Origin of the sequence: Streptomyces mangrovi (assembly GCF_900114215.1) — a bacterium.
Classification (GTDB): domain Bacteria; phylum Actinomycetota; class Actinomycetes; order Streptomycetales; family Streptomycetaceae; genus Streptomyces; species Streptomyces barkulensis.
This window is the reverse complement of sequence record NZ_FOSG01000004.1, coordinates 187,148-209,373: the sequence shown is the minus strand read 5'-3', so window position 1 is coordinate 209,373 and position 22,226 is coordinate 187,148. Positions and strand designations below refer to the sequence as shown.

The following is a 22,226-nucleotide window of genomic DNA, read 5'->3' as shown; positions in this document are numbered from 1 at the left end:
TGCGTTCTCCGTCCGTCGCCGGTGAGTTCACTGATGGGTCGTGGGGTTTCGCCGAAGCCCGTCAGGGGGCTCCGGCCCGCGCCGCCACGAGCAGCTGGCCGAGGGCCAGGCCTCCGTCGCCGGGCGGTACACCGTGGTGGCGCAGCACCGTGAACCCGGCGGTGCGCAGCCGCCGCTCGCACTCCTCGTCCAGCAGCGCGTTGGCGAACACCCCGCCGGACAGGGCGGCGGTGGCCGCCCCGGTGTCCCGGCGCGCCCGCCGGCAGATCTCCTCCACCGCCCCGGCCACGGCCCGGTGGAACCGCGCGGCGACGACCGGGACGGGGGCGCCGGAGCGCAGGTCGCGGACGGCCTCGCGCAGTACGGGTGCGGGGTCGAGCACCGTCGTGCCCGTGCCGCCCGGGGCCGGCCGGCGCAGGGCGAAGGCGTATCCGGGTCCGTCCTCCTGCCACGCCGCCGCGGCGGCGGCCTCCAGTTCGACGGCGGCCTGCCCCTCGTACCCGGCCCGGTGGCACACTCCGGTCAGCGAGGACACCGCGTCGAACAGCCGCCCCATGCTGGAGGTGGGCACACAGGCCAGCGACCGCTCCAACTGCGCGTCCAGCACGCGCAGTTCCTCCGGTGTGCAGGCGGCGGCGCACGGCAGGTCCGGGTCCCAGGGGATCCCCGCGGAGCGCAGATGGGACAGCGCCATCCGGCAGGGGTTGCCCACCCCGGCGTCGCCGCCGGGCAGGGGCACGTACGCCAGGTGCGCCAGCCGCCGGTAGCCGCCGTAGCCGGCGAGCAGCACCTCGCCGCCCCACACGGCCCCGTCGTCGCCGTAGCCGGTGCCGTCGAAGGCGACGCCGATGACCGGGGCGCTGCCGTCCAGCCCGTTCTCGGCCATGGCCGAGGCGATGTGCGCGTGGTGGTGCTGCACCCGGCGCACAGGCCTGCCCGCGGCGCGGTCACGGGCCCACCGTGCGGAGCGGTAGCCGGGGTGGCGGTCGGCGGCCAGCAGCCGGGGCGCGACGCCGGTCAGCGTCCGCAGGCGCTCCTCCGCTCCGTCCAGCGCGCGCAGGGCGGCCAGGTCGTCCAGGTCCCCGATGTGGGGGGAGAACCAGGCGGAGTGCCCCTCGGCGAGGCAGATCGCGTTCTTCAGGTCCGCGCCGGCGGCCAGGGAGGGCTCCACCGGTACGGGAAGTGTGATGGGGACGGGAACGCGGCCGCGCGAGCGGCGCAGGACGACCTCGCTCCCGTCCGCGCGCACCCGTACCACCGAGTCGTCGCAGGGCGCCGCGATGGGTCTGTCGTGCCACAGCCAGGCGTCGGCCAGTCCCGCCAGCCGGGTCAGGGCCTCACGGTCGCCGGTCACGATGGGCTCGCCCGAACGGTTGCCGCTGGTCATCACCAGCACCTCGGGGCCGGGCGGGTCGCCCGGCAGACCGAACAGCAGCCGGTGCAGCGGAGTGTAGGGCAGCAGCACCCCCACGTCCGGGCTGCCCGGGCAGACTCCGTCCGCCAGCGGGTCGCCGCCCCGCTCGCCGGGCCGGCGGCGGCGCAGCAGCACGATGGGGCGCGACCGTCCGGTCAGCGCCCGGTGCTCGGCGGGGCCGACGCGGCCGAGCCGCGCGGCGACCCGTGCGTCGGGGCACATCACCGCGAAGGGCTTGGCGCCCCGGGCCTTGCGCTCGCGCAGGGCGGCGACGGCGGCGGGGTCGGTCGCGTCGCAGGCCAGGTGGTAGCCGCCGATGCCCTTGACCGCCACGACCGCGCCCTCGGCCAGCAGCCGGCGGGCCCCGGCCAGCGCCTCCTCGCCCGTGGCCGTGCCCGCTGCCGTGTCCGCTCCCGTGCCGCGGGCACGGGTGAGCCTCAGCCGGGGGCCGCAGTCGTGGCAGGCGACCGGCTGGGCGTGGAAGCGGCGGTCGGCGGGATCGGCGTACTCCCGTGCGCAGACCGGGCACAGGGGGAAGGCGGCCATGGTCGTGGTCGCACGGTCGTAGGGCAGCGCGGTGGCGATGGTGAACCGCGGGCCGCAGTGGGTGCAGGTGACGAACGGGTGCCGGTGGCGGCGGTCGGCGGGGTCGGCCAGCTCCCGCAGGCAGTCGTCGCAGGTGGCGGTGTCGGGCGGGATCAGGGTGCGGCCCCCGCCCCGCTCGGAGGGGCGGATGACGAACCCCGCGCCGTCCGGGCCGGTGTCCGGGCCGGTCCCCAGCGGGGGGATGTCCTCGGCCGCCACCGAGGAGACGGCCGCCAGGGGCGGCGCCTGCTCCACCAGTTCCCGGCAGAACGCCTCCACCGCCGCGGGCGCGCCCTCGACCTCGGCGACCACCCCGCCGGCGTTGTTCAGCGCATGGCCCGACAGCCCCAGCCGCGAGGCCAGTGCGTGGACGAAGGGGCGGAAACCCACGCCCTGCACGGTGCCGCACACGGTCAGACGCCGCCGTACGCGGTCCGCCCCGGCGTCCGGTCCCGGCCGGCCTTCGACGGTGGCCGTCATGGCGCTCCTCCCTGCCCGTCCCGGCCCGCCACTACCGTGCGGGCAGGCCGGCGCCGGGCAGCGCGCTTTCCCCGCCGGGGTGCGCGTGCGGGTGCTCGTGGTCGCGGGGGTGGCCGTGGCTGGGCTCATGGCTGTGCTCATGGCCATGCTCATGACGGTGTTCGCTCAGGTGCCGCCCGGCGAGCGGGGGCCGGTGGGGGCGGGCGCCCTCGCACACGGCCAGCACCCTGTCCAGGAGCGCGTCGACGCCCTGCCCGGTGCGGGCGGAGGTGTGCAGCACCTCGACTCCGGGGTTGACCCGCTCGACGCTCTCGGCGAAGGCGTCGCCGTCGAACCCGGCGGCCTCGCCGAGGTCGGCCTTGCTCAGCACCACCAGGTTCGCCAGGCCGAAGGCGGTGGGGTACTTCACCGGCTTGTCCTCGCCCTCGGTGACCGACATCAGCACCACCCGCAGCGTCTCGCCCAGGTCGTAGGCGGCGGGGCAGACCAGATTGCCCACGTTCTCCACGAACAGCACCCGGGTGTCCTCGGGCGGCCAGCCCTCCAGATGGCCGCGCATCTGGGCGGCCTCCAGATGGCACAGCCCGCCGGTGAGGACCTGTTTGACCGGCGCGCCGGACCTGGCCAGCCGCCGTGCGTCGTTCTCGGTGGCCAGGTCGGCGGTGAGGGCCGCCGGCGGCACACCACGCCCGGCGGCGCGGGCCAGGAGGAGTTCCAGCAGGGCGGTCTTGCCGCTGCCCGGGCTGGACAGCAGGTTGACGGCCGTGATCCCCCGGCCGTCCAGTTCGCGGCGCAGCCCGGCCGCCAGTCCGTCGTTCCTGGCCAGCACGGCCTGCCTCACGTCCACGACCCGGCACATCACGCGAATCCTCCCTGTCGTTCCCCCTGTGGCGCCGAGCCGCCGTCGCAGGACGCGCCGGCCGGCGGGAGCGTGACGTCGACGATCTCCAGCTCCCGTCCGGCCACCAGTTCCGTCGCGCCCTCCCCGCACTCCGGGCACCACAGCCGCAGCGGGACTCCGGGGGCGAACTCCAGCGCGCAGGCCGCGCAGCGGGCGCGGGCGGGAACGTCCTCGACGACGAGTTCGGCGCCGGCGAGCTCCGTGCCCTCGGTGACGACCTCGAAGGAGAACCGCAGCGCGTCGGCGACCACACCGGACAGTTCACCCACGCGCAGGCGCACCGCCTCCACCGAGGAGGCCCCGTGGCGGCGGGCGGTGTCCTGCGCGCTCTCCACCACGGCGGCGGCGATCGACAGCTCGTGCATGGGGGGTCACGCTAGCCATCCGCTCCGGCATTCCCGGGGGCCGCCGTTCCGGTTTCCGCGCGAGTTCCCCCGTACGGCCCAGGCGTCGCGGCGTCCGTCCGCGGCGGGCCTCCGCCGGACGCGCGGGCGCGCCCGGCGGAGGGGCGCTTCCCCGGTACGGCACGTTTGAGTTGTAGGGATTTGTTGGAAATGTCACGCTTCGTGGAACGGTCGGCGGCCCGGGGCACACGGCTCGTCGCCCGCCCCGGGTCCGGACCCCGGTCCCCGCCACCCGCAGGGAAGGAAGGCTCCATGAGCACCGACACGCTGGCCCCCGGCGGCGTCGACGAGGTCCACATCCTGTGGACCTCCGAAGGCATGAGCTGCGACGGCGACACGGTCTCGGTCACCGCCGCGACACTGCCGAGCCTGGAGGACGTCGTCCTCGGGGCGATCCCCGGCATCCCCAAGGTCCACCTGCACAACAAGGTGCTGGCCTACGAGACCGGCGAGGACTTCACCCGCGCCTTCCACCAGGCGGCCGAAGACGAGCTGGGGCCGTTCGTCCTGGTGGTCGAGGGTTCCATCCCCAACGAGAACATCAACGGGGACGGCTACTGGACGTCGATGGGCAACGACCCCGACACCGGTGAGCCGATCACCCTCAACCAGTGGATCGACCGCCTGGCGCACAAGGCGTACGCGGTGGTGGCCATCGGCACCTGCGCCACCTACGGCGGCATCCACGCCATGGCGGGCAACCCGACCGGCTGCATGGGCCTGGCCGACTACCTGGGCTGGGACTTCCGCTCCGCGGGCGGACTGCCGATCGTCAACGTGCCCGGCTGCCCGGTGCAGCCGGACAACTTCATGGAGACCCTGCTGTGGGTCCTGCACCAGGCGGCCGGGCTCGCGCCGCCGATCCCGCTGGACGACCAGCTGCGGCCGACCTGGCTGTTCGGCAAGACCGTCCACGAGGGCTGCGACCGGGCGGCCTACTACGAGCAGGGCGACTTCGCGCTGGACTACAACTCCCCCAAGTGCCAGGTGAAGATCGGCTGCTGGGGCCCGGTGGTGAACTGTAACGTCCCCAAGCGCGGCTGGATGGACGGCGTCGGCGGCTGCCCCAACGTCGGCGGCATCTGCATCGCCTGCACCATGCCGGGCTTCCCCGACAAGTTCATGCCCTTCATGGACGAGCCCCCGGGAGGCAGCGTCTCCTCCGGGCTGCTGAGCCGGACCTACGGGCCGCTGGTGCGCTCCCTGCGCGCCATCACCAACAGCACGGTGAACAAGGAGCCCAGGTGGCGCCACAACCGCGCCGAGCTGACCTCCGGCTACGACCCCCGGTGGTCGGGCCGGTGACGACGAACCGCACGCCGGCGCCGAGGACGCCAAGGACGCCGAAGAGGCTTGAGAGGACCACTCCGTGACGACCAGCCAGACCGTCCCGGTCGAGCAGCGCACCCTCACCGAGGTGGCGTTCGACCCCATCACCAGGATCATCGGCAACCTGGGCATCTACACCAAGATCGACTTCCCCAACCGGGAGGTCGTCGAGTGCCGGAGCACGTCCTCGATCTTCCGCGGCTACAGCGTCTTCATGAAGGGCAAGGACCCCCGCGACGCGCACTTCATCACCAGCCGCATCTGCGGCATCTGCGGCGACAACCACGCGGTGTGCTCGATCTACGCGCAGAACATGGCGTACGGGGTGAAGACCCCGCCCCTGGGCGAGTGGATCATCAACCTCGGCGAGGCCGCCGAGTACATGTTCGACCACACGATCTTCCAGGACAACATGGTCTTCGTCGACTACTGCGAGCGCATGGTCAAGGAGACCAACCCGTCCGTCCTGGAGCGCGCCGAGCGGACCGCGGCCCCGCGCGGCGACGTGCACGGCCACCGCACGATCGCCGACATCATGCGCTCCTACAACCCCTTCGAGGGCGCCACCTACAAGGAAGCCCTCACCATGAGCCGTCTCACCCGCGAGATGTGCTGCCTGATGGAGGGCCGGCACGTCCACCCCTCCACGCTCTACCCCGGCGGCGTCGGCACCGTGGCCACCCCCCAGGTCTTCACCGACTACCTGGTGCGGCTGATGCGCTGCATGGACTTCGTCAAGCGGGCCGTCGCCATGAACGACGACGTCTTCGACTTCTTCTACGAGGCCCTGCCCGGCTACGAGGAGGTCGGCCGCCGCCGCACGCTGCTGGGCTGCTGGGGCGCCTTCCAGGACCCGGAGGTGGTCGACTACGACTACCGGACGATGAACGAGTGGGGCAACGCCATGTTCGTCACCCCCGGCATCGTCGTGGACGGCGAACTGGTCACCACCGACCTGGTCGACATCAACCTGGGGATGCGGATCCTGCTGGGCAGTTCCTACTACGAGGACTGGATCGGCGAGGAGACCTACGTCGACAAGGACCCCCTGGGCAACCCGGTCGACCCCCGCCACCCGTGGAACCAGACCACCCTGCCCGCCCCTCAGAAGCGCGACCTGGAAGGCGGCAAGTACAGCTGGGTGATGAGCCCCCGCTGGTACGACAGGCGGACGAACGACTTCCTCGCCCTGGACACCGGCGGCGGCCCGATCGCCCGGCTGTGGGCCACCGCCCTGGCCGGGAAGGTGCGCACCCCCTATGTCCGCTCCACCGGGCGCAGCGTCGAGATCGACCTGCCGAAGACCCCGGCCATGCCACAGATGCGGCTGGAGTGGACCCCGCCGCCCTTCCCCAACACCATCGAGCGCAACCGGGCGCGGATGTACTTCGTCGCCTACGCCGCCGCGATGGCCCTGCACTTCGTCGACAAGGCGATGGAGGAGGTACGGGCCGGGCGCACCAGGGTCTTCCAGGACTTCGACGTCCCCGAGGAGGGCGTCGGCGTGGGCTTCCACGAGGCCGTGCGCGGCGTCCTCTCCCACCATCTGGTGATCCGCGACAAGAAGATCGCCAACTACCACCCCTACCCCCCGACCCCCTGGAACGCCAGCCCCCGCGACTTCTACGGCACACCCGGCCCCTACGAGGACGCCGTCCAGGGCTGCCCCGTCTTCGAGGAGAACGGGCCGGAGAACTTCAAGGGCATCGACATCATGCGCACCGTGCGCAGCTTCGACCCCTGCCTGCCGTGCGGCGTCCACATGTATCTGGGCGGCGGGCGCACCCTGCGCCAGACCCACTCGCCCACCTTCGGCCAGGTCTCGTAGCGGGCGGCCGGAGATGCCCTGGGACGACGAGTACGCGCGCGGGCAGGCGGCCCGCGCCGAGGAACTGCTGTCCGCGCTGGAGTCGCTGCCGGACAGCGCCGCGGCCGCCCGCGCCACCGACACCGTCCACACCCTGGTCGGCCTCTACGGGGACTGCCTGGCCCGGATCGTGGACCGCCTGAGCCGGGAGGAGGGCGGCGGCGACGCGGTGCGCCGGCTGGCCGGCGACGAACTGGTCGGCCATCTGCTGCTGGTGCACGGCCTCCACCCCGAACCGGCCGAGACCCGGGTGCGCCACGCCCTGGCCGGCCTGCGCTCCCGGCGGCGGCTCGGGGAGGACGAGGTGGAGCTGGCCGGGATCTCCCAGGAGGCGGTCCGCATCCGGCTCGGCACCACCGGGCGCGGCTGCTCCTCCTCCCCGCAGGCCCTGGAGCAGGCGGTGCGCGAGGCGGTGGCCGCCGCCGCGCCCGAGATCGAACGGGTGGAGGTGGACGTCGAGTCCGCCCCGGACCGGGCGCCCACCGCTCTCATCCCGGTGGACGACCTCTTCCGCCGCCCCGCCCTCGCCGCCGAGCGAGAGGGGTGAGCCGCCGTGTCCGCCCCCATCACCACACCCCGGCTGCGGCGGCTGGCCCACCGCCCGGCCCGCCTTCGCGGACCGGAGGCGGACGGCGCCCCGCCCGGGCACCAGCGGTGCGACCTGTGCTCCGAGCCGCTGCCCGAGGCGCACCGCCACCTGCTGGACGTCCGCGCCGGCGCGGTCTGCTGCGCCTGCCGCGCCTGCTCACTGCTGTTCGACCGCAAGGAGGCGGGAGGCGCCCACTACCGGCTACTGCCGCTGCGCAGGACCCGGCTGCACGAGGACGGGTTCGACGACACGCTGTGGGCCACGCTCGGCGTCCCGGTCGGTCTGGCGTTCTTCACCCGTGACGGTGGGAGCGGCGAGATCACGGCCGGCTACCCCAGTGCGCTGGGTCTGCTGCGCTCCACCGTCGAGGCGGAACGCTGGCGCGCGGTCCAGGCCTGCGCCCCGGCCGTCGCGGCGATGGCCGACGACGTCGAGGCGCTGCTGGTCAACCTGGCGAACGGCGCGCGGGAGCGGTGGATCGTCCCCCTGGACGACTGCTACCGCCTGGCGGCCGTCGTACGCACCCACTGGAAGGGGCTGGGCGGCGGGCCCGAGGTGTGGCGGCACGTCGGGGACTTCTTCCGAGGTCTCTGCCCCGACCCGCCCGCCGCTCCCTCCCCCGGCCCGCACACCGACCCGACCCCCACCGACCTCCCGTCCACCGCATGAAGGAGGCGTCATGGCCCGTATCGCCGTAGGCAAGGCCGATGTGAGGCCCGACAGGGCGGCCCATGTCAAGGGCACCAGGCAGGGCAACCAGAAGGGCTCCTACCGCAAGACCCCCGGGCTCCTGCCCGGCGACCGCTCCACGGCCCGCCGGTCGACGGGCGTCAACGCCGGGCGCCGCGACCCGGTGATGCCCGGGATGCCGAACCTCTCCCCGTCATGACGGCGCCGCACGCGAAGCCGGCCGGCGCTCCGTCCCGGCACGTCATCCCGGCCCTCTCCTTCGAGGTCACGGGAGCGGAGCCCGAGCGGCACGCCGCCGTGCCCACACTCCGGTTCGACGTGGAGATCACCCGCACCGGCGGCGGCCCGGTCCGCTCGGTCAGCCTGACGACCGCGATCAGGATCGACGTCACCCGCCGCCACTACGACCAGCGGGCGCGGGCGGCCCTGGCCGAGCTGTTCGGCGAACCCGAGCGGTGGGCCACCACCCTGCGCCCGCTGGCCTGGACCCGGACCACGGTGGTGGTCCCCCCGTTCGACGGGACCACCACGGTCGGCCTGACGGTGCCGTGCCCCTGCGACGCCGAACTGGCCGTCACCAAGTACCTGCGGGCCGTCCCCGGCGGGGAGGTGCCGCTGGACTTCCTCTTCAGCGGCACGGTCTTCTTCGACGGCGGTCAGGGCCGGCTGAGAACGGCCCAGATCTCCTGGGCCGAGGACGCCGGCTACCGGCTGCCCGCCGCCCTGTGGCACACGCTGGTCGACCGCTACAGCGGCGGCAGCCCCTGGCTGCGGCTGTCCCGCGAGACCCACGACCGGCTCGACGCCTACCGCACCCGGTGGACGCTGGGCACCCTGGACGACGCCGTCGGCGCCCTGCTGGACCGGGCGGACGGCCTTCGCGCCCCCTCCCCCGCCGCGCCCGCCACCCCCGACATCCCCAGAACACCCGAGACCACCGGAGCACCATGGACGACGTGACACCGGCGGAGCGCACGGCCGAGCCCGCGGGGAAGGCCGAGAAGATCGTGCGTACCTGCCTGTACGAGGGCTACCTGCTCTGGCCGTACCGCAGATCCGCGCTGAAGAACACCAAACGCTGGACCTTCGGCGGGGTCTTCCCCCGCTCGTGCGCCGACACCCTGGGCGAGCCGCACCGGATGCGCACCCAGGTGCTGCTCGAAACCGGTGGCCGCCCGGCCGACCGCACCGAGGTGGCGGTGCGCGTACGGTTCCTGCACGTCGTCGACCGCGGTGTGGTCAGACAGGGCCCGGACGGGCCCGAGGTCGTGGACGAACTGACGGTGGACGGCGAGCGCCACCTCGCCTGGCAGGAGGCGACCGAACGCGAGGTGTCCGTGCCCGTACGGCTGGACACCGTCCTCGGCCGGACGGTGCGCACCCCCGTCGCCGTCCCCGCCGGCAGCGACCGCGAACCGGTCCTGGACGCCTCGGGCCGCACCGCCGGCGCCCTCGTCCGCCGGTGGAACGCGCTGAGTGGCACGGTCGAGATCGGCGCCGAGCCCGTCGCGGACGGTGTGTTCCGGCTGACCGTGCGCGTCGAGAACACCACACCGTGCCCGGCTCCCGACCCCGTGGACCGGGGCGCGCGGGAGGCGGCCTGCACCTACGCCTTCGTCTCCACCCACACCGTGCTGCACAGCCGGACCGGGCGCTTCGTCTCGCTCCTGGACCCGCCCGGGCGGCTGCGGGAGGCGGTCTCGGCGTGCGAGAACCAGGGCACCTGGCCGGTCCTCGTGGACGACGACACCGGTACCGACACCGACGGCACCGGGGACGGCGGCGAGGGCGGCGACGGCGACGGCGACGGCGCGAGCGGTACGGGTGACGGGTCGTTCGCCCGCACCGTCCTCTCCTCCCCCGTCACCCTGTACGACTTCCCCGAGGTGGCTCCCGAGAGCCCCGGCGACCTGTTCGACGGCACGGAGATCGACCGGCTGCTGATCCTCGGCGTGATGAGCCTGACCGAGGAGGAGAAGCGGGAGGCGCGGGCCTGCGACCCCAGGGCCCGGGAGATCCTGGACCGCTGCGCGGGCCTGGGCCCCGACGAACTGCTCGCCCTGCACGGCACCATCCGCGAGTTCCGGCCCGTTCGGGAGGAGGCGTGAGGGACAGGACGGTAGTGGTCGGCGGGGTGCGGCTGGGACGGGGCGGCCGGGTGCGGCTGCGTCCCTCACCCGGCGCCGACATCCTCGACCTCGCCCTCACCGGGCGCACCGCCGAGATCGAAGCGGTCGAGGAGGACATGGAGGGCCGCACCCACGTCGCGGTGGTCCTCGACGACGACCCGGCGGGTATCGACTTCGGTACCAGCGGGCAGATGGGGCACCGCTTCTTCTTCTCCCCCGAGGAGCTGGAACCGGCCGGACCGCCCGGGGAGCCGGACGCACCCGGCGCCCGGGTCCTGGTGGCCGGAATCGGCAACGTCTTCCTCGCCGACGACGGGTTCGGCCCCGCGGTGGCCGAGGCGCTGCGCGACCGGCCCCTGCCCGACGGCGTCCACGTCGCGGACTTCGGCATCCGCGGGATGGACCTGGCCTACCGGCTGCTGGAGGGGTACGGCACGGCCGTACTGGTCGACGCCGCGCCCCACGGGCAGCCGCCCGGCACGGTGTCGGTCATCGAGCCGGACGCCGGCGCCCTCGACGGCGCCCACGCCGCGCCCGAGGTCCACGCCATGGACCCGGTCAGGACGCTGGCCCTGGCCCGGCGGCTCGCGGCCGACGGCGGCGCCGCGCTGCCGCGCGTCCTGGTCGTCGGCTGCGAACCGCTGGTGCGCATGCGCGGCGACGAACCGGATGTCGCCGTCGGGCTCAGCGAACCCGTGCGACGGGCGGTCGGCGAGGCCGTGGAACTGGTGGAGTCCCTGGTGAGGGAACTGCTCGCGGGAAAGGAGGTGACCCGATGAGGAACGGTGTCTTCGTCCCCGCCGCCGTTGTGCGCGTCGCCGTGGGCGTCCTGCTGACCGCCGCCGCGGCGACCGCGGTTGCGGGAGCGCCCTCCCTGGTGCGGTACATGCGGATCAGGGCGATGTGACGGATGCGGCGGGAGAGGCTGATGTGACGGCGGGCGTCGCCCCTCCCGCGGCGCCCCTGCCGGTGGAGGACATCGGTGGCCGTTCCAGGTCCCGGCGGGCGGTGCCCGCCCGCACGGCAGGAGAAGGCGCCCGGTGTCCCCCAGAACCTCCCCCGGGCGACAGCGACCGCCCGCGGCCGGGGGCGCAGGCCCTCAGCCGCGGATGAGCGGTTTGACCATGACATGCTCCCGGCCGCCGTCGGGCAGCTCGTCGCCGACCGGGCCCATGTCCTCGAAACCATGACGGCGGTAGAGGGCCGCGGCGTGCGCGTTGCCCGGCATCACCGACAGCCGCAGCTCCCCGGCTCCCGCCTTCCGGGCCCACTCCTCCACCGCCCGCACCAGCGCGTCCCCCACACCCCGGCCCCGCGCACCCGGGCCGACCCACATCGAGATCAGCTCGGCCGTACTCCCGCCCGGTTCCGCGACACCGCTCGCCTGCCCGGCCGGCCGGCCCTCCAGCAGGGCTGCGAAGTGCGCACCGGCGATGCTCAGCCGGGCCCGCCACCTCTCCTCCCGGTCGCCGTCACCCTGCCAGTCCGCGAGCCGGGAGGAGAACGCGTGCGGTGCCTGGCGCGAGTGCGGCGAGCCGCAACTCGCGCCAGTCGGACCAGTCCTCGGCCGTCAGCTCCCGCACCTCGGCCGCCGCGGCGGCGTCCTGGGGCCTCGCACGGCGGGTGGCGGGATCGTCTCTCTCCATGGCGGCACATCCTGGCAGCCGTGCGGCCTGCGCACAGCCGAATTCCGCCCGGGTGGAGCGCCCCGCGGCCGGAGGCGTGCCGCGGCCGGAGGCGTGCCGCGCGCGTCCCGGGGTAGACGACGGTTGCGTCCGGGCACCGGTCAGGTGGAGTCGCGAACCGGTGCCCGGACGCCCTCGTACCGGCGGCCGGCGGATCTCCCCCCCCCTCCCGTCGGCCGCCCCCGGCCCACCGCCGACGCCGCCGGAGCGACCCCCGGCCGGGCGGACGACCGTAAGGAGCCACTGTGCCGGAACGGGACCTCGCCGTCCGCCGCATGCTCTCCGGCCTGCTCAGAGCCAGTCACCTGACCCCCCTGGAGATGCTGCCGGCCACCGTGGCCGAGCACGCGGTGGCCGCCGGCCTGAGGGACGTCCGGATCTACCTGGCCGACCTGCAGCAGTACTCACTGCGCCTGCTGCCGGGCCCCGGACCGCTCCCGGACACCGAGGAGAGGGAACTGCCCGTCGAGGGGACCGTGCCCGGCCGGGCCTTCCAGTACGGCCAGACCCTGCCCGCCGCCGGAGCCGGGCCGCACGGCTACCGCTGGTGGGTGCCCTTGCTGGACGGCACCGAACGCCTGGGGGTGCTGAACGTCAGCACCGCCCTCGACGACGACCGCACCCATGACCACATGGGACTGCTGGCCTCCCTGACGGCGCTCATGCTGGACGGCAAGGGCAGGACCAGCGACATCGGCGCCCGGCTGACGCGCACCCGGGAGATGAACGTCGCGGCCGAGATGCAGTGGCACCTGATGCCCCCGCGCACCTACGCCGACGGCCGGGTGGTGATCAGCGCCGCCCTGGAACCCGCTTACCTCGTCAGCGGCGACGCCTACGACTACGCCACCGCGGGGCCCGTCATCCATCTGTCGGTCTTCGACGCCATGGGCCACGACACCGCGGCCGGGCTCACCGCCGGCCTCGCCGTGGCCGCCGGACGCAACCTGCGCCGCCAGGGGGCCTCGCTCACCGAGACCGGCGAGGCGATCGAGGACACCCTGGTGCGGCAGTTCGGCAACACCCGTTACGCCACCGGGATCCTGGCCGCCCTGGACACCCGCACCGGTGTGTTCTCCTGGGTCAACCGCGGGCACCACCCGCCGGTCGTCATCCGCGGCGGACGCTGGTCCGCCCTGCTGCGCTGCCGGCCCACCCATCCGATGGGCACCGGACTGGGCCTGGACAGCACTCTGTGCCGCGAGCAGCTCGAGCCGGGCGACCGGGTGGTGTTCTACACCGACGGCATCACCGAGGCCCGCGGGCCGGGCGACCGCGAGTTCGGCCTGTCCCGCTTCATCGACTTCCTCATCCGCCACCACGCCGACGGCCTCCCCGTGCCCGAGACGCTGCGCCGCCTGGTCCACGCGGTACTCGGCCACCACGGCGGACGGCTCCAGGACGACGCGACCGTCCTGCTGTGCGAGTGGCTCGGCTCCCGCCCCGACGCCGTCGGCCCGGCCGCGGCCCGGGCCGGTCTGCACACCGCCTAACGGGAACCGGCGCCCGGAGGCCCAAACCCGCCGCTGCCGGAGGAGGAGGAAGCCTCGCGATCCGGCGCCGGCGGCGCGCTCCTGCGCAGGACCAGAAGGGCGATGTCGTCCGCCGGGCTGCCCCCGGTGTAGGCCACCAACTGGTCCAGCAGGCCCGCGGCCACCTCCCGGGGAGAGGCGTCCGCCCACCCGGTCAGGCGCTCCTCCAGGGGGAAGAAGGCCCCGGAGGAGTCGCGCGCCTCGGTGACGCCGTCCGTGCAGAGCAGCAACATGGCGTCGGGCGGAAGACCGAACCGTTCCACGGCCCGGGACTTCGGCGCGAGGGAGCCCAGCCCGAGGGGCACCCCGGAGTTCCGCAGCGGGACCGGCCGGGCCGCCGGCCCGGTCCGCTCCCGGCGCAGCAGGTACGGCGGGATGTGGCCGCAGTCCACCACCTGGACGTCCCTGCCGCCGTCGGTGTTCAGGACGAGTGCGGTGACGAAGCGTTCGGGCTCCCCGCTCTGCGCCTCGAAGGCGTTGTGCCGGACGACCGCGTCCTCCAGGGCCTCCACGACCGAGGTGAGTTCCGGCTCCCGGCCGGCTGCCTCCCGGAAGGCGCCCAGTACCGCGAAGGCCGTCCCGATGGCGGGCAGCCCCTTGCCCTGGACGTCCGCGATGAGCACCCGGGTGCCGTACGGCGAGGGCATGACCTCGTAGATGTCCCCGCCGACCCGGCTGTCCTCCTCCACCGGCTCGTACACACCGTCGGCCAGGAGCCGGTCGGTGAGCAGCGGAAGAGGGCGCAGGATCTGGCGCTGCAGCGCGGCGGCGGCCGACCGCAGCCGGGTGATCTCCGCGTCCCTGCGGCCGCGCTGCCAGGCCCCGGCGATGCTCAGAGCGCCCAGCGCCGCGGTGAAGGCGACCGTCGAGAGGTTGGCGGAGACCGTCTGGAACGGGTCGTAGACCAGCAGCCCCACCAGGACGAGAACGACCCACGCGGCGGCGGCGGCGGTCTGCCGCGCCGTACCGCGGCCCGCGACGAAGGCGGGCAGGAAGATCAGCAGGGGGACCAGACCGAGACCCCGGTCGGTCAGGTAGTCGGAGACCACCACCAGCAGCGTCACGACGACGAGCAGGGCCGCCAGCGCCCGGGAACCGAGCCTCGGGGGGACGTATCCCCTCCTCCGGGTCCCGGCCGCACGCGCTCCGCCGGGGGGTTCAGGGCCGCGCACCGTCGCCTTCCGCACCTCTCGTGGTCGGGTTCCGCCGGAACGTCCCGTGCCGCACGGGACGGAACCGATCTTCCCACCCTGCCCCATCCCCCGGCCGCGGCGGGGGATTCGCACACCGCGTCACCCGTGCGCACACGCGCCCTGCCCCGACACGCCGAGGACGCCCCGGCACCGCCCGGCCCTCCGGCGCACGTGTGGTTCTCCGGGTGGGACCCTGATCGCCGCGGCCGCGGCGGCCCGCGGCGGGAGACGACCGGAAGGGTGGCGCATGGCACATTATTTCCAACGAGCGCGGGAACTGGGGATCGTGGCGGACGGTGACGAGCCGGGCCCGTACAACGCGATCACCGACGTGCCCGGCGTCGCCGTCGGGCACACCACCGTCCGCAGGCCGCCCGATGTGCACACCGGGGTGACCGCGGTCGTCCCGGCGGGCATCGGACCCCACCCCGGCGGCACTCCGCTGCCCGCCGCGCTGTTCACCGCGAACGGCTACGGCAAGCTGGTCGGCGCCACCCAGGTCGCCGAACTGGGGCAGCTGGAGTCACCGGTCGTTCTCACCTCCACCCTCTGTGCCTTCCGCGCCGCGGACGCGGTGGTGAGCTGGATGCTCGCCCGACCGGAGCACGCCGGGGTGCTCTCCTTCAACCCGGTGGTCGGCGAGTGCAACGACGGGTACCTCTCCGACATCAGGGCCCGGCCGGTGCGTGAGGAGCATGTGCTGGCCGCGATCGAGGGGGCCGCGGGCGGGCCGGTGGCCGAGGGGTGCGTCGGCGCGGGCACGGGCACCTGCGCACTGGGGTTCAAGGCGGGGATCGGCACCGCCTCCCGGCTGGTCGCGCTGGAGCCGGCGGGCCCGGTCCGGGTGGGCGTGCTGACGCAGGCCAACTTCGGCGGCACGCTGCGGCTCTCAGGCGCCGCCGTCCTTCCGGATCCTTCCGGCCCGCCCGAGGATCCGGGCCCCGGCGAGGACGGCTCGTGCATGGTGGTCGTCGCGACCGACGCGGCGCTGGACGCCCGGCAGTTGGGCCGGCTGGCCCGGCGCGCGGTGTTCGCCCTGGGCCGGGTCGGCGCCTCCTACGGCCACGGCAGCGGGGACTACGGGCTCGCGTTCAGCACCTCTGCCCCGCGCGGCGGCGCACCGGCGGCGGTGCCCGACCGCTGCCTCGACCCGCTGTTCGGCGCGGTCCTGCGGGCGACCGAGGAGTCGGTGCTCAACGCCCTGTGCGCGGCGGTCACCACGACCGGCCGGCTGGGCCGTACGGTGCCCGCGGTGCCGGTGGACCGGTTGCGGGAACTCGCCGTGAGGGCGCCCTCGTCCGGCCCGTGACGTCCGGTGGCCGGCGTACGGCGGCCGGGGCGGCGCCGGGGTCGCATCGGGGTGCCGCCGGTATGCGTGCCGCCGTGAACGGCGGGTACGCGAAGGACACAACCCGCAAGGGAGTCACAGTGGTCAGCGGAGTTCCACGCGCTGACGCCGCCGGCGGCCGGGTGTCCGTCCCCCGCACAGATCGGCCGCCGGCTCCTCCCTTCCCCGGCCGGCCCCCAAACGAGCCGAGACACCCCGACTCCGGCTCGCCTTGGACGAGGAAGCCGGGCCCGGGAGGAGGACGCGCCGCCCGGCGGGCCCGCCAGGGACCCGCACGAGGCGGCCGCCGTCCGTCCGGCACCGGGGACGTTCCCCCGGCCTCCTGAGGATCTTCCGGACGGCACCCCGCGGGGAGACGGGGCGGCAGGGTGATGTGGCGACAGGTCGACAAATCCCTGCGGGTGACATGGGAGACCGAATGCAGCAGGCCGCCGCGCGGCCGGGCCGCGCGGGGGTCACGGTGGAAGTCCCCCAACGTCTCGAAGGAGATTGATCCCATGCGTCGTCTTGTCCGCATGTCCGCGGTCGGTGCCGGTCTCTGCTGCGTCCTGTTCGCCGCCGCCCCCACCGCCACCGCCGCCTCGGCCGCCCCCGAGTCGGGTGTCCAGATGTGCTCCGAGCACGTCAACCCCGGCCTCCTGGGCGGCCTGCTCCCGAGTGCGGGCAGCCAGACCAAGGGCTGCATGACCAGCAACGCCACCACGGCGGAGTAATCACTCGGCGGCGCCCCGGGTGGGTGCCCCGCGGCCGGGCCGCGGGGCACCCACCCGCCGTTGTGGGCCCCGCCCCTCCGGCACGGTCCATCTCGCATGGTCCGCCGCGCACGGGGTACGGTCCCCGCACCGCCGACCGTGCCGGTAAGGAGCCGTGGGAGATGCCGGATTCCGCACCCGCCCCGGGCGGGCCGCCCCCTCCGTACCCTCCCGCCCCCTGGACCTTCCGGGGGCGTCTGTGGGTGGCGCTTCTGCCGGTACGCGGCCGGCTGCCCGTCCCGCCGGACCTCCGCCCGTTGGCCTGCGCCTCCCTGCTGGCGGTCGGGCTCGTCCGATACCGGGAGGGCACCCTCGTCTACGACGAACTGGCCATGGGGCCTCTGGTCCGGCGCGGCCGCCGCGCCGGGCTGCTGATCGACCGCATCTGGGTCGACGACGCCACCTCGGTGCGGGGCGGCCGGGAGATCTGGGGCCTGCCCAAGCGGCTCGCCTCGTTCAGCTGGACGGACCGCTCGGTGCACGTCACCGACCACGAGGGCCCCATCGCCTCGCTGGCCTTCACCCCGGGAAGGCTCCGGCTCCCGGCGCTCCCGATGCCCCTGCCGGGCTTCTCCGGCCCGGCCGGGCGGCGGCTGTTCGTTCCGGGCCGCCTGGTGGGGTCCCCGCGCTTCGAGAGGGTGGCGGTCACCTCGTGGTCGGAGCGGCTCCCGCCCCTGGAGCGCACCACCGCCCGGATCTCGCTGGCCGTGCGCCCCTTCCGCATGACCGTTCCCGGCCCGGTGCGCTGCTGACCACCGGTCAGGACGACCGTGTACCCGTCGCACCCGTCGCACCCGTCGTACCCGTCGCCGCCCGCACCAGGGCGGCCGGCCCACGCCGGACGGCGGGGTCGTCGCAAGTCCGGTCGATCCGGTCCAGGGCGAGCGCGCTCAGCCGCTCGATCCGCCCCTCCACGGCCGCCCGCACCCCCAGCGCGGTCAGGACCTCGCGGAAACGGGCGAGCCGCTGCGGGGTCAGCGTCCGGTCGCCCAGGCTCTCGCGCAGGACGACGAGGGCCTCGGTGTCGCCGAGCGCCTCGGCACGGGCCAGGGCGAGGGCCGCCGGATAGGTGTTCTTGCCCTCCCGTACGTCGTCGCCCGCCGGTTTGCCCGTCCGCCGCGGGTCTCCGAAGACGCCGAGGAGATCGTCGCGGAGCTGGAAAGCCAGCCCCGCCCGACGGCCGGCGAAGCGCAGCGCGCCGACGAGTTCGGGGGCCGCCCCGCGCAGGGCCGCGCCCAGTTGGAGGGGGCGTTCGACCCTGTAGAGGGCGCTTTTGAGGTGGGCCACGCGCAGCGCCGTCGGCGCGGAGAAGCCTCCCTCGGCCTGGGCGTGCAGATCGAGGAACTGGCCGGCCACCATCTCCGTGCGCATCGCGCGCCACGGCTCTTGGACCCGACGCCCGGTCGGCCCCTCCGGCAGGGCCTCGGCGAACATGTCGTCGGCCCAGGCCAGCGCGAGGTCTCCGGCGAGGATCGCCATCGACGCTCCGTACGCCTCGGAACTGCCGAGCATCCCGTCGTGCCGGTGACGGCGGGCGAGGTCGGCGTGGAGAGCCGGGCGGCCGCGACGCAGCGCGGAGTCGTCCATCAGATCGTCGTGGATCAGCGAACAGGTCTGGAGCAGCTCCAGGGCTCCGGCGAGCCGGAGGGCGGTGGCCTCGTCACCGTCCCCCGGACGCCCTCCGGCGGCGCGCCAGCCCCACCACAGGAAGGCGGCCCGCCTCCGTTCGCCCCCGTGCAGCGTGAACCGTGCGACGTCGGCGGCCGGCCGGGCGCGGAAGAGACCGTCGAGGACGCCGGCCTCCTCGCACCTGCGGCCGGTGTAGCGCCGCAGGGTCTCCTCCAGGCCGCGCCGGAACTCGTCGCCGGGCCCCGCGGGTCCGCCGCGGTCCGGGCCGGGGCGGGTGTCCGGGGCCGGGTCCGGCGGCCGCCTCCGGGCGTCGCCGGGAGCGTCACCGCCGGGATCGCCGGGACCGGTCGTGGCCATCGGGCGCCTCGCACGGGGTCGCGCCTCGCCGGGCGGTGGGGCGGGTGCTCCGCGTCGGCCGGGACGCGGGCGGGGTACGGCCGGCGGGCATCGCGGTCCTCCTCGTCGCCATCGGCTTCAGGGCGCCGGGAACAGCGGCGGACGGGTGCCCTTCCGCGGCGGCGGAGAACCTCCGGCGGCCTCCTCCCCGGGAAGACGGAAGCCGGAGAGCGGGAGGCCGGCGGGGCTCAGCCCTCGCGGGAGCGGCGGGCGAGCAGGCTGGCGTCGAGGCGGGCCAGCAGGTCCGCGGGGTTCTCGTAGACCTCCGCCGCGCCCGCCTCCTCCAGCTCCCGCCGGGTGATGCCGCCCGAGAGCACGCCCACGCAGGGCACGCCCGCCCGCTCGCACGCCGCCACGTCCCACACGGTGTCGCCGACGAAGACGGCCTGCTCCGGGGCGACCCGCGCGTGGTCGAGCGCGGAGCGCACCAGGTCGGGCGCGGGTTTGCTGGCCTCCACGTCGTCGGAGCTGGTCGCGGCGGTCACCGCCTCGTCCGCGCCCACCGCGCGCCGCATCGCCTCCAGCTCGTCGCCGCGCGCGGAGCTGGCCAGGACGACCGTCCAGCCGCGGTCGGCGCAGGCCCTCAGTAGTTCGGCGGCTCCTTCCAGCGGGGCCAGCCGCGGCCAGTACTCGGCGTACAGGGTGTGGTGGGCCGCGCTGACGGTGGCAGCCTCGTCCGGCTCGTGGTCCTCGCCGAGGAGCCGGGCGAGGAGCTGGTCGCTGCCCATGCCGATGGTCCGGTGGATCACCGACATCGGCACCCGGCGGCCCGCCTGCCGCAGCGCCTCCCACCAGGCCACGGTGTGCAGGTAGGTGGTGTCCACCAGAGTGCCGTCCACATCGAAGAGCACGGCCCTTCCCGTTGTGTCGCCGCTCATCCGCAAGCCCCTTTCCGCCGGTTCGCCTTCCAAGGCCGTCTTCCCGTTCGCCCCGGAACTCCCCGGCCGCCGGGCGTGCGATCACCCGGACGGGTGTGCGCTGCCCCCTCCCCGGGGTCCGCCGCCGGCGGCCCACTCCCGGTGGGAGTCCCAGGCGGACAGCGTGCGGCGGCTGGTGAAGCGGCGCGCGCGGCCGGTGACCGGGTCGGTGAACTCCAGCGATCTGGCCAGCAGTTGGAGAGGGCGGCCGAAGTCGTCCGGGGCGGGGTCGGTGACCGCCGGGTAGACCGGGTCGCCCAGGATGGGCACGCCCAGGGAACTCATGTGCAGGCGCAGCTGGTGGGTGCGGCCGGTCACCGGCACCAGCCGGTAGCGGCCGAGGCCGCCGCGGTGCCCGGTCAGCTCGACACGGCTGACGCTGTCGGGCTCCCCCGGCACCTCCCGCGCGGCGATGACCCCGCGCTCCTTGACGATCCGGCTGCGCACCGTGCGCGGCAGCTCCAGACCCGGGTCGTGGGGCGCCACGGCCTCGTACTCCTTGCGCACCCGCCGGTCCTGGAAGAGGCCCTGGTAGGCGGCGCGGTGCTCGGGGTGGACGGTGAACAGCACCACGCCCGCGGTGAGCCGGTCCAGCCGGTGCGCCGGGCTGAGCCGGGGCAGCCCCAGGTCGCGGCGGAGGCGGGCCAGCGCGGTCTCGGTGACGTGCCGGCCGCGCGGTGTGGTGGCCAGGAAGTGCGGCTTGTCCGCGACGACCAGGACGTCGTCGCGGTACAGCACCTCCACCTCGTACGGCACCGGCACCTCCTCGGGCAGCTCCCGGTGGAACCACAGGTAGGCCCCCGGCCGGTACGGGGCGCCGGGCTCCAGCGGGCCGTCCGCGCACCAGACCGCGCCCTCGCGCAGCATGGTGTCGATCAGGGCCGGCGCCACCGCGGGCAGCCGGTCGACCAGATGGTCGCGGACCGTCTCCCAGCGGCCGTCCGCGGGCAGCCTGAGGCGGACGGGGTCGATCCCGTGGTGCTGCGGCAGGGGGGCGGGCGGCACGGGGCGTCTGCGTCTCATCTCGGAGGACAAGCCTAGTGCCGTGCGGTACCGGGGCGGGCGCCCGGCCACCGGGGCGGCCGGGCGGGGCCGCCGTAGGATCGGAACGCCCGTCCACGCCCCTTCCCGGAGGTGCCGGTGTCCCCCGAGGAGACCCCCCGCGTCCTGACCGACCTCGACGACCGCATCGCGCGGGCGGCCCCGGACGAGGGCGGGGCGCTGTGGCGGCTGGCCGAGTCCGGGCGGCAGCTCGACGCGAACCTGGTGCGTCTGCCGCCGGGGGCGTTCGTCGGCGAGCACGCCGAGAACGACCTGGACGTGCTGCTGCTGGTGGTCGCCGGCGGCGGGGAGATGGAGGACGGCTTCGGCGGACGCCGGGCGCTCGCGCCCAAGGCCCTGGTGTGGCTGCCGCGCACCTCGCGGCGGTCCCTCCGGGCGGGCCCGGAGGGTCTGGTCTGTCTGACCGTCCACCGCCGGCGGCCCGGTATGACCGTCGGGGTGCGCCCGCCCTCCGCCGGGCACGCCGTCCCCGGCGCCTCCCCCGACGGCGGCGAGGGCGGCGGCGAGGTCCGGGGCGAGGGCGGCGAGGGGCCGTGCATGCTGGACCGGGTCTGCCCCGCGTGCGGGCGGCTGAACGAGCGGGCGGGCTCGGGCGTCTGCGAGCGGTGCGGCGAGCCGCTGCCGTCGCCGGGGACCGCATAGGGCGCCTCGGCGGTCAGCGCCCCCGGCAGCTGTGGAGCAGCAGGAGCAGAAGGGCCGTGCCGGCCAGGCTGACCAGCAGGGAGCCCAGGCACCCGGTGCGGTTGGAGAAGAAGACGAACACGGTCACCGTCTCAGGGGTCGTCGCGCGGGCGCCCCGGCGGGTGCCGGTGCGCCGGGCCGGTGGCCCGCACCACCCCTGCTCACGTGTGCCCCGAGCTGCCCGAGAAAAGCACCCGGGCGAGTTCGTCGTCCAGGGAGGGGCGGATCTTCGCCGAGCACGCCCCGCCGGTGGCCTCGTCGACCACCTCGATCACGCAGCGGGCCTCGTGCATCGCCTTGGGGCGGTCGGCCGAGGCGCGCTGCGCGACACGGTCGAAGAACTCCTGGGTGCTCATCCGCATGCCCGAGACCGGCTCGTCGGGGGCGTACGCGACCCTGCGCAGATGCTCGCCGATCTCGCGCGGAAGCTGGGCGGCCAGCTTCTCCGCGACCGTGGCCGGGACGCGTTCCGCGAGGGTCTCCAGGCTGGCCCGGGTGGCGGTCTCGGCCGCGCCGGGATTGTCCAGCCGGGCACGTGCCTGTACCTGCCCGAGGAAGGTGTCGTACCGCATGGTCACCTCGTCCCTTCTTCGCTGACCCGGCTCCGGTACCCGGACGGAACGGGAGGAAACACCCGCCCGGC

24 protein-coding genes are annotated in these 22,226 nt (G+C 74.9%); 14 read left to right on the top strand and 10 right to left on the bottom strand.

Annotation, left to right across the window (positions count from 1 at the left end):
- Positions 1-61: 61 nt before the first annotated feature.
- Genes hypF through hypA form a run of 3 tightly spaced genes read right to left on the bottom strand, consistent with a single transcriptional unit; the run spans position 62 to position 3,745 of the window.
- On the bottom strand, positions 62-2,479 hold the full coding sequence (gene hypF / locus BM237_RS07510; RefSeq protein ID WP_093848735.1) for a carbamoyltransferase HypF: 2,418 nt from the start codon (positions 2,477-2,479) through the stop codon (positions 62-64).
- Between the two features lie 31 nt (positions 2,480-2,510).
- The gene (gene hypB / locus BM237_RS07505; protein ID WP_093848734.1) at positions 2,511-3,338 is read right to left on the bottom strand and encodes a hydrogenase nickel incorporation protein HypB; all 828 of its coding nucleotides are present in this window, start codon (positions 3,336-3,338) and stop codon (positions 2,511-2,513) included.
- Positions 3,338-3,745, bottom strand: a complete 408-nt coding sequence (gene hypA / locus BM237_RS07500) for a hydrogenase maturation nickel metallochaperone HypA (protein ID WP_093848733.1) — start codon at positions 3,743-3,745, stop codon at positions 3,338-3,340. Before hypA ends, hypB begins: the two co-directional genes overlap by 1 nt.
- A 291-nt stretch (positions 3,746-4,036) precedes the next feature.
- Between hypA and BM237_RS07495 the strand changes: the two genes are divergently transcribed.
- From BM237_RS07495 to BM237_RS30240, 9 genes are all read left to right on the top strand, one after another.
- Positions 4,037-5,089, top strand: a complete 1,053-nt coding sequence (locus BM237_RS07495) for an NADH-quinone oxidoreductase subunit B family protein (protein ID WP_093848732.1) — start codon at positions 4,037-4,039, stop codon at positions 5,087-5,089.
- Between the two features lie 64 nt (positions 5,090-5,153).
- Positions 5,154-6,941 carry a nickel-dependent hydrogenase large subunit gene (locus BM237_RS07490; protein WP_093848731.1) on the top strand — a complete coding sequence of 596 codons (1,788 nt, stop codon included), beginning with the start codon at positions 5,154-5,156 and terminating at the stop codon, positions 6,939-6,941.
- A 13-nt stretch (positions 6,942-6,954) separates the two neighbouring features.
- On the top strand, positions 6,955-7,527 hold the full coding sequence (locus BM237_RS07485; protein WP_093848730.1) for a NifU-related iron-sulfur-binding protein: 573 nt from the start codon (positions 6,955-6,957) through the stop codon (positions 7,525-7,527).
- Between the two features lie 6 nt (positions 7,528-7,533).
- Positions 7,534-8,238, top strand: a complete 705-nt coding sequence (locus tag BM237_RS07480) for a DUF5947 family protein (protein ID WP_175540919.1) — start codon at positions 7,534-7,536, stop codon at positions 8,236-8,238.
- Positions 8,239-8,248: 10 nt separating this feature from the next.
- On the top strand, positions 8,249-8,458 hold the full coding sequence (locus tag BM237_RS07475) for a hypothetical protein (RefSeq protein WP_093658193.1): 210 nt from the start codon (positions 8,249-8,251) through the stop codon (positions 8,456-8,458).
- Positions 8,455-9,219 carry a DUF6084 family protein gene (locus BM237_RS07470; RefSeq protein WP_175540918.1) on the top strand — a complete coding sequence of 255 codons (765 nt, stop codon included), beginning with the start codon at positions 8,455-8,457 and terminating at the stop codon, positions 9,217-9,219. Before BM237_RS07475 ends, BM237_RS07470 begins: the two co-directional genes overlap by 4 nt.
- Positions 9,207-10,367, top strand: a complete 1,161-nt coding sequence (locus BM237_RS07465; protein ID WP_175540917.1) for a hypothetical protein — start codon at positions 9,207-9,209, stop codon at positions 10,365-10,367. Before BM237_RS07470 ends, BM237_RS07465 begins: the two co-directional genes overlap by 13 nt.
- Positions 10,364-11,167, top strand: a complete 804-nt coding sequence (locus BM237_RS29195; protein ID WP_245793472.1) for a hydrogenase maturation protease — start codon at positions 10,364-10,366, stop codon at positions 11,165-11,167. The genes BM237_RS07465 and BM237_RS29195 overlap by 4 nt, the downstream gene beginning before the upstream one ends.
- Positions 11,164-11,295: a hypothetical protein gene (locus BM237_RS30240; RefSeq protein WP_281253904.1), complete on the top strand. Its 132-nt coding sequence runs from the start codon at positions 11,164-11,166 to the stop codon at positions 11,293-11,295. Before BM237_RS29195 ends, BM237_RS30240 begins: the two co-directional genes overlap by 4 nt.
- 192 nt (positions 11,296-11,487) lie before the next feature.
- Here BM237_RS30240 and BM237_RS30410 read toward each other — a convergent pair whose 3' ends face one another.
- The gene (locus BM237_RS30410) at positions 11,488-11,823 is read right to left on the bottom strand and encodes a GNAT family N-acetyltransferase (RefSeq protein WP_342746218.1); all 336 of its coding nucleotides are present in this window, start codon (positions 11,821-11,823) and stop codon (positions 11,488-11,490) included.
- A gap of 37 nt (positions 11,824-11,860) precedes the next feature.
- Entirely contained in the window at positions 11,861-12,034 is a 174-nt protein-coding gene (locus BM237_RS30405; RefSeq protein ID WP_342746215.1) for a hypothetical protein, read from the bottom strand.
- Between the two features lie 314 nt (positions 12,035-12,348).
- Here BM237_RS30405 and BM237_RS07455 point away from each other — a divergent pair, with 314 nt between their 5' ends.
- A complete protein-coding gene (locus BM237_RS07455; protein ID WP_093848910.1) occupies positions 12,349-13,566 on the top strand; it encodes a PP2C family protein-serine/threonine phosphatase in 1,218 nt (405 codons plus the stop codon).
- Here the strand turns inward: BM237_RS07455 and BM237_RS07450 are convergent.
- Positions 13,563-14,669, bottom strand: a complete 1,107-nt coding sequence (locus tag BM237_RS07450) for a PP2C family protein-serine/threonine phosphatase (RefSeq protein ID WP_245793471.1) — start codon at positions 14,667-14,669, stop codon at positions 13,563-13,565. The two genes, BM237_RS07455 and BM237_RS07450, sit on opposite strands and share 4 nt — an antisense overlap.
- Positions 14,670-15,045: 376 nt before the next feature.
- Here BM237_RS07450 and BM237_RS07445 point away from each other — a divergent pair, with 376 nt between their 5' ends.
- The 3 genes from BM237_RS07445 to BM237_RS07435 all read left to right on the top strand — a co-directional run bounded on the left by BM237_RS07445 (position 15,046) and on the right by BM237_RS07435 (position 17,650).
- Entirely contained in the window at positions 15,046-16,107 is a 1,062-nt protein-coding gene (locus BM237_RS07445) for a P1 family peptidase (protein WP_093848728.1), read from the top strand.
- Between the two features lie 536 nt (positions 16,108-16,643).
- Positions 16,644-16,859, top strand: a complete 216-nt coding sequence (locus tag BM237_RS07440; RefSeq protein WP_139238068.1) for a hypothetical protein — start codon at positions 16,644-16,646, stop codon at positions 16,857-16,859.
- Positions 16,860-17,020: 161 nt separating this feature from the next.
- A complete protein-coding gene (locus tag BM237_RS07435) occupies positions 17,021-17,650 on the top strand; it encodes an acetoacetate decarboxylase family protein (RefSeq protein ID WP_093848726.1) in 630 nt (209 codons plus the stop codon).
- Positions 17,651-17,657: 7 nt separating this feature from the next.
- On the opposite strand, the gene BM237_RS07430 is transcribed toward BM237_RS07435, so the two are convergent.
- From BM237_RS07430 to BM237_RS07420, 3 genes are all read right to left on the bottom strand, one after another.
- Complete coding sequence (locus BM237_RS07430; protein WP_093848725.1) at positions 17,658-18,884, bottom strand: polyprenyl synthetase family protein; 1,227 nt, start codon at positions 18,882-18,884, stop codon at positions 17,658-17,660.
- Positions 18,885-19,111: 227 nt separating this feature from the next.
- Positions 19,112-19,801, bottom strand: a complete 690-nt coding sequence (locus BM237_RS07425; protein WP_093848724.1) for an HAD family hydrolase — start codon at positions 19,799-19,801, stop codon at positions 19,112-19,114.
- Between the two features lie 81 nt (positions 19,802-19,882).
- Positions 19,883-20,863: an RluA family pseudouridine synthase gene (locus tag BM237_RS07420; RefSeq protein ID WP_093848723.1), complete on the bottom strand. Its 981-nt coding sequence runs from the start codon at positions 20,861-20,863 to the stop codon at positions 19,883-19,885.
- A gap of 117 nt (positions 20,864-20,980) precedes the next feature.
- On the opposite strand from BM237_RS07420, the gene BM237_RS07415 reads away from it, so the two are divergent.
- Positions 20,981-21,544 (top strand): cupin domain-containing protein, encoded by a 564-nt coding sequence (locus BM237_RS07415; protein ID WP_093848722.1) that lies wholly within the window; start codon positions 20,981-20,983, stop codon positions 21,542-21,544.
- A 200-nt stretch (positions 21,545-21,744) separates the two neighbouring features.
- On the opposite strand, the gene BM237_RS07410 is transcribed toward BM237_RS07415, so the two are convergent.
- Positions 21,745-22,155, bottom strand: a complete 411-nt coding sequence (locus tag BM237_RS07410) for a DUF2267 domain-containing protein (protein ID WP_093848721.1) — start codon at positions 22,153-22,155, stop codon at positions 21,745-21,747.
- Positions 22,156-22,226 lie beyond the last annotated feature (71 nt).

What these genes read in the sequence shown, in the direction of transcription:
- hypF (WP_093848735.1), bottom strand. Translation starts at nt 2,479, where the DNA reads ATGACGGCCACCGTCGAAGGCCGGCCGGGACCGGACGCCGGGGCGGAC.
- hypB (WP_093848734.1), bottom strand. Translation starts at nt 3,338, where the DNA reads ATGTGCCGGGTCGTGGACGTGAGGCAGGCCGTGCTGGCCAGGAACGAC.
- hypA (WP_093848733.1), bottom strand. Translation starts at nt 3,745, where the DNA reads ATGCACGAGCTGTCGATCGCCGCCGCCGTGGTGGAGAGCGCGCAGGAC.
- BM237_RS07495 (WP_093848732.1), top strand. Translation starts at nt 4,037, where the DNA reads ATGAGCACCGACACGCTGGCCCCCGGCGGCGTCGACGAGGTCCACATC.
- BM237_RS07485 (WP_093848730.1), top strand. Translation starts at nt 6,955, where the DNA reads ATGCCCTGGGACGACGAGTACGCGCGCGGGCAGGCGGCCCGCGCCGAG.
- BM237_RS07475 (WP_093658193.1), top strand. Translation starts at nt 8,249, where the DNA reads ATGGCCCGTATCGCCGTAGGCAAGGCCGATGTGAGGCCCGACAGGGCG.
- BM237_RS07470 (WP_175540918.1), top strand. Translation starts at nt 8,455, where the DNA reads ATGACGGCGCCGCACGCGAAGCCGGCCGGCGCTCCGTCCCGGCACGTC.
- BM237_RS07465 (WP_175540917.1), top strand. Translation starts at nt 9,207, where the DNA reads ATGGACGACGTGACACCGGCGGAGCGCACGGCCGAGCCCGCGGGGAAG.
- BM237_RS30240 (WP_281253904.1), top strand. Translation starts at nt 11,164, where the DNA reads ATGAGGAACGGTGTCTTCGTCCCCGCCGCCGTTGTGCGCGTCGCCGTG.
- BM237_RS30405 (WP_342746215.1), bottom strand. Translation starts at nt 12,034, where the DNA reads ATGGAGAGAGACGATCCCGCCACCCGCCGTGCGAGGCCCCAGGACGCC.
- BM237_RS07455 (WP_093848910.1), top strand. Translation starts at nt 12,349, where the DNA reads ATGCTCTCCGGCCTGCTCAGAGCCAGTCACCTGACCCCCCTGGAGATG.
- BM237_RS07445 (WP_093848728.1), top strand. Translation starts at nt 15,046, where the DNA reads ATGGCACATTATTTCCAACGAGCGCGGGAACTGGGGATCGTGGCGGAC.
- BM237_RS07440 (WP_139238068.1), top strand. Translation starts at nt 16,644, where the DNA reads ATGCGTCGTCTTGTCCGCATGTCCGCGGTCGGTGCCGGTCTCTGCTGC.
- BM237_RS07435 (WP_093848726.1), top strand. Translation starts at nt 17,021, where the DNA reads ATGCCGGATTCCGCACCCGCCCCGGGCGGGCCGCCCCCTCCGTACCCT.
- BM237_RS07430 (WP_093848725.1), bottom strand. Translation starts at nt 18,884, where the DNA reads ATGGCCACGACCGGTCCCGGCGATCCCGGCGGTGACGCTCCCGGCGAC.
- BM237_RS07425 (WP_093848724.1), bottom strand. Translation starts at nt 19,801, where the DNA reads ATGAGCGGCGACACAACGGGAAGGGCCGTGCTCTTCGATGTGGACGGC.
- BM237_RS07420 (WP_093848723.1), bottom strand. Translation starts at nt 20,863, where the DNA reads ATGAGACGCAGACGCCCCGTGCCGCCCGCCCCCCTGCCGCAGCACCAC.
- BM237_RS07410 (WP_093848721.1), bottom strand. Translation starts at nt 22,155, where the DNA reads ATGCGGTACGACACCTTCCTCGGGCAGGTACAGGCACGTGCCCGGCTG.